The 5,332-nt window shown below is 73.8% G+C and carries 1 protein-coding gene; it reads right to left on the bottom strand.

Going from position 1 to position 5,332, the window contains the following annotated elements:
- The coding region (locus ACT4N7_RS26305; RefSeq protein WP_444831543.1) for a type I polyketide synthase at positions 1 to 5,332 on the bottom strand (5,332 nt) is incomplete at both ends.

A 5,332-nucleotide genomic window follows, 5' to 3' on the forward strand; every position in this document is an offset into this window, starting at 1 on the left:
CCGCGCGCTCCAGCGCCTCCCACGCGGTCACCAGCAGCAGCCGCTGCTGCGGATCCATCGCCTCGGCTTCTTTCGGTGTGATGCCGAAGAAGGCGGGGTCGAAGGACTCGATGTCGTCGAGGAAACCGCCGTGGCGCGCATAGGACTTCCCAGCCGCCTCCGGGTCCGGGTCGTAGAGCGACTCCACGTCCCACCGGTCGGCCGGGAACGGGCCCACCGCGTCCCGGCCCTCCGCGACCAGCCGCCACAGGCCCTCCGGGTCGGACACCCCACCCGGCAGCCGACACGCCATGGACACCACGGCGATCGGCTCGTCCGAAGTGGACACCCGAGGCCGCTCGACGGCCGCCGGGGCGCGGCCGCTCGTCGCGAGCACGCCGCTCAGCAGGTACGCGCCGAGGCGGGCTGGAGTCGGGTGGTCGAACAGCAGGGTCGCCGGGAGCCGGGTGGCGAGGCGGGCGCTGATCCGGTTGCGCAACTCGACCGCCGTCAGCGAGTCCATGCCGAGTTCGCGCAGCGGCAGGTCGGGGTGGACGGACTCGATCGAGCGCAGGCCCAGGACGCGGGCGGCCTCCTCGCGCACCAGCGCCAAGACCCGCTCGGCGCGTTCGGCCGCTGGCAGCCGGGACAGGCGCTCCACCAGGCTGTCGTCGTGCCCGGTGCGGGGCGCGGGCAGCAGCGAACGCCACACCGCGGCCGCCGTGCCGCCTGCCGTGGACACGGTCTCGCGCAGGCGGGACAGGGTGATGTCGGCGGCGACCACGTGCGGGGCACCGTGGCGCAGGGCGAGTTCGGTGACGTCACGGCCCTGCCCGGAGCTGAACGCGCCGTAGCCGAACCGGGCCATCCGCTTGAGGTCGGCGTGGTCGACCGCCAGGCCCTCGTCGGCCCAGGCGCCGTAGGAGATCGACATCCCTGGCAGACCCGACGCCCTGCGGTGGTGGGCGAGCTGGTCGAGGAAGACGTTGGCCGCCGCGTAGTTGGCCTGCCCCGCGTTGCCGACCACGCCCGCGAACGACGACGTCATCAGGAACAGTTCGAGCGACCTGCCCGCGGTGAGCCGGTGCAGGTGGACCGCGCCGTCGAGCTTGGGGCCCAGCACCCGGGCGAGCCGGTCCGGGGTCAGCTCGGCGACCATCCCGTCGTCCAGCACACCCGCGCAGTGCACCACCCCGCGCAGCGGCCGGTCAGGACCGATCCGGTCGAGCACCCTGGCGAGCGCCGTCGCGTCCGCGACGTCGCAGGCCGCCACGTCCACCTCGACGCCCAGGGCGGTGAGCTCCGCGGTGACCTCGGCGGCGCGCGGGTCGGCGGCACCCGTGCGGGAGACCAGGAGCAGCCGCGGCACACCCCGTTCGGCGAGGAGTCGGGCGATGTTGCGACCGACCCCGCCCAGACCACCGGTGACCAGCACCGTGCCGTCGGTGGGGACGCGCGCGGGCTCCGCCTCGGCCGCCCGGAGCCGCACCAGCCGGGGAACGAGCAGCGCACCCGCGCGCACGGCCACCTCGGGCTCGGCCCGCAGCCGCACGGCGGCGACCACCGAGTCGGCGTCGTCGAGGTCGATCAGGGTCAGCCCGAGGTCGGGGTGCTCGGCGCGGGCCGCGCGAGCGAGACCCCACAGCACCGCCTGGGGCAGGCGGGGCACCGGGTCGCCGTCGCCCGCCGCGATCGCGCCGCGGGTCACCCAGACGGTTCGGGCGGGTGCGTCCTCGCCCGCCGCGATCAGCGCCCGCAGTTCGGCGAGGCCGATCCGCGCGAACTCCCCCGCGGCACGGGCCGGGTCGACGTCGAACGCGGGGGGACACGGCCACAACCGCACCACGACCTCGCGGCTCGACTCGCCGCACCGGATGCCTGCCGCCTCGATGTCGCGCAGGATCGCCGCCGACCGCGGGTCGGGGGTGTCGCCGACGACGGTCCACTCCCCCGACGACGGCTCGCCGGGCCGCTCGGGCGCGGCCGTCCACGCCACCTCGAACAGGTGCCGCCCGTTGCCCGATCCCGCCGCGAGATCGGCCGAACCCGCCGACCGCGCCCGGACCCCCTCAAAGCGTCCTACGGCGAACCCGTCGGCATCCCACAGGGTCACGTCGAGCGTGCGGTCCTCTTCGGACACACCGGTACGCCGCACCGACACGACGATCTCGTCGCCGCGGGCACGCGACAGGCTGACCCGGCCCATCGACGCGGGCAGCAGCACCCGACCGTCGGCCGCGACCCCCTCGTCGAAGGCCGCGCACACGTGCAGCGCGGCGTCCAGCAGCGCCGGATGGATCGGGTACGGGTCGGCGAGGTCACGGGCGGCAGGCGGCAGCGACAGCCGGGCCACCAGCTCGCCGTCGCCGGTCACCACCGCGTCCCGCACGCCCCGGAAGGCCGGGCCGTAGCCGAGGCCGAGCAGGGCCAGTCGCTCGTAGGTCTGCTCGCTCCACGCCGACCCACCGGTGTCCGGCCACACCGGGGGCGCGCCGGTCACCGGCTCCGCCTCGACGGCGGTGGCGGTGGCGTGCAAGGTCCAGCGGGCGGACTCGGCACCGCGTGGGCGGCTGTGCACGGTGATCTCGGGCATCGGTCCCGTGCCGACCACCTCGACGGACACCTCGACCGCGGTGGCCCGGGTGAGCACCAGCGGTGCGACCAGCAGCAGCTCGGCCAGGTCGACCGGGTCGTCCGGGCGGACGACGGCCAAGGCGGCGCGGCACAACTCCAGCAGGGTCGTGCCCGACACCACGATCCGGCCGAACACCGTGTGGTCGCGTAGCCAGTCCACAGTGGACGGAAGCCACTCGTTGCGGAAGGTCCACCGGCTCTCGTCGGCCGACTGCACCTGGACACCGAGCAACGGGTGCGCCGCGCGGTCGAACAGGCCGGGTCCGTCGCGGGCAGGCTCGGGCTCGGCCCAGTAGCGCTGAGCGTCCCAGGCGTAGGTCGGCAGGTCCGCGGCGGCCGTGTCGGCGACCAGACGCCGCCAGTCGACAGCCCACCCGTGGACGTGCAGCTCGGCCTCGGCACGGTCCAGGCAGGCGGGCCCGTCCTCACCGCGGCGCAGCGACCCCACGGCGACCAGATGGTGGCCCGCGTCCTCCCCGGTCGTGTCCAGCGCGGTCAGCAGGGACGGGTGCGGGCTCAGCTCGACAAAATGGCGGTAGCCGTCGGCGGCCATCCGCTCCACGGTCGGTCCGAAGAGGACAGTCTCACGCAGGTTCGTGTACCAGTACCCGGAGTCCAGCTCCCCGATGACGGGCGCACCGGTCACGGTGGAGTACCACGTGACGGCCGTCGACGACGTCACCACACCGGCGAGCTGCGCGGTGATCCGCTCGCGGACCGGCTCGACCAGAGCGGTGTGCGAGGCGTAGTCGACGTCGAGGCGGCGGGCGAAGACCTGCTCGGCGGCGAGGTCGGCGAGCAGCCCCGCCAGCGGCTCCACCTCGCCCGCGACCACCGTGGCCCGGCCGCTGTTCACCGCGGCGACCGACACCCGTCCACCGAGTCCGGCGAGCCTGCTTTCGACCTCGGTGCGCGGTAGGGCGACCACGGCCATGCCGCCGGTGCCTGCCAGCTCGGTCAACCCGCGGCCGCGCAGCGCGACCACCGCGGCCGCGTCCTCAAGGCGCAGCGCCCCGGCGACGTACGCGGCGGCCACCTCGCCCTGGCTGTGTCCGATCACGGCGTCCGGCTCGATCCCGCGAGCCCGCCACACGGCGGCCAAGGACACCATCACCGTGAACAGGGCCGGTTGGACGACGTCCACCCGGTCCGGCGACGGGGCATCCGCGTCGCCGCGCAGGACGGCCGCCACCGACCAGTCGACGTAGCGCCGCAACGCGGTGTCGCAGCGCTCGACGGCGTCGGCGAACACCGGATCGGTCGCGAGCAGGTCGCGGGCCATGCCGGTCCACTGGGCACCCTGGCCGGGGAAGACGAAGGCGATCTTGCCCGCGGGCAGTGTCCGCCGGGGCCCGATGATCGAGCCGGTGTCGGACCGGCCGTCGGCCAGGTCCCGCAGCGCGGCCGACAGTCCCTCCCGGCCGGTGGCCCGCAGCACGACGCGGTGGTCGAAGTGGGTGCGTCGGTGGGCCAGGGTCGCGGCCACCGCGGCCAACGACAGCTCCGGCCGGTCGGCGAGGACGTCGTGCAGCCGCTCGGCCTGCTTGCGCAGTGCCGGAAGGCTTCGGGCGGACAACGGGAAGAGGGTCGACTCCGGCTCGACCCCGGCGCCCGCGGGGTCCGTCCGGGGTGCCTCCTCGATGACGAGGTGCGCGTTGGTGCCGCTGATACCGAAGGAACTGAGCCCGGCCCGGCGAACGCGGTCCGGGCTCACAGGCCAGGGAACCGCCTCCCGCAGCACGCGCAGCCCGCTGCCGTCCCAGTCGACGTGCCTGCTCAACGTGTCGGCGTGCAATGTGGCAGGCAAGGTCTGGTGCCGCAGCGACTGGACCACCTTGATCAGACCGGCGATCCCCGCGGCGGCCTGGGTGTGCCCGAGGTTGGACTTCAGCGAGCCCGTGCAGAGCGGGCGACCCGGGTCCCGTGCGGTGCCGAAGACCCGCGCCAGCGCGTTGGCCTCGACCGGGTCACCCAGCGAGGTACCGGTGCCGTGCGCCTCCACGTAATCGATGTCATCAGGCCGCAACCCGGACAGCTCCAAAGCACGCCGGATCACCTGCTCCTGCGCGGGACCATTGGGCGCGGACAAACCCTGACTGCGGCCGTCCTGATTGACCGCGACACCACGCAACACCGCAAGCACCCGATCACCCGCACGCCGGGCATCGCCCAGACGCTTCAACACCACCATCCCCGCACCCTCGGCCCAGACCGCACCATCGGCGTCGTCGGAGAACGAACGGCACCGCCCAGTCGGCGACAGACCACGCAGCCTGCTGAACTCCACGAACAAGTGCGGAGTCACCATCACGGTCGCCGCGCCTGCCAGCGCCAGATCGCACTCCCCCGAGCGCAGCGCGTTCACCGCCAACTGCACCGCGACCAGCGACGACGAACAGGCCGTGTCCACCGTCAACGCGGGCCCCTGCAACCCCAGCGCATAAGATAATCGGCCCGACGCCACGCTCAACGCGGACCCGGTGCCGATATAGCCGTTCATCTGGTCCAGCCGGGCGCCCTGCAAGTAGTCGCTGGCCATCATGCCGACGAACACACCGGTAGCGCTGCCCGCGAGGGTGGCAGGCACGATGCCCGCGCGCTCCAGCGCCTCCCACGCGGTCACCAGCAGCAGCCGCTGCTGCGGATCCATCGCCTCGGCTTCTTTCGGTGTGATGCCGAAGAAGGCGGGGTCGAAGGACTCGATGTCGTCGAGGAAACC

Origin of the sequence: Actinokineospora sp. (genome assembly GCF_052390155.1) — a bacterium.
In the GTDB taxonomy this organism is placed as follows: domain Bacteria; phylum Actinomycetota; class Actinomycetes; order Mycobacteriales; family Pseudonocardiaceae; genus Actinokineospora.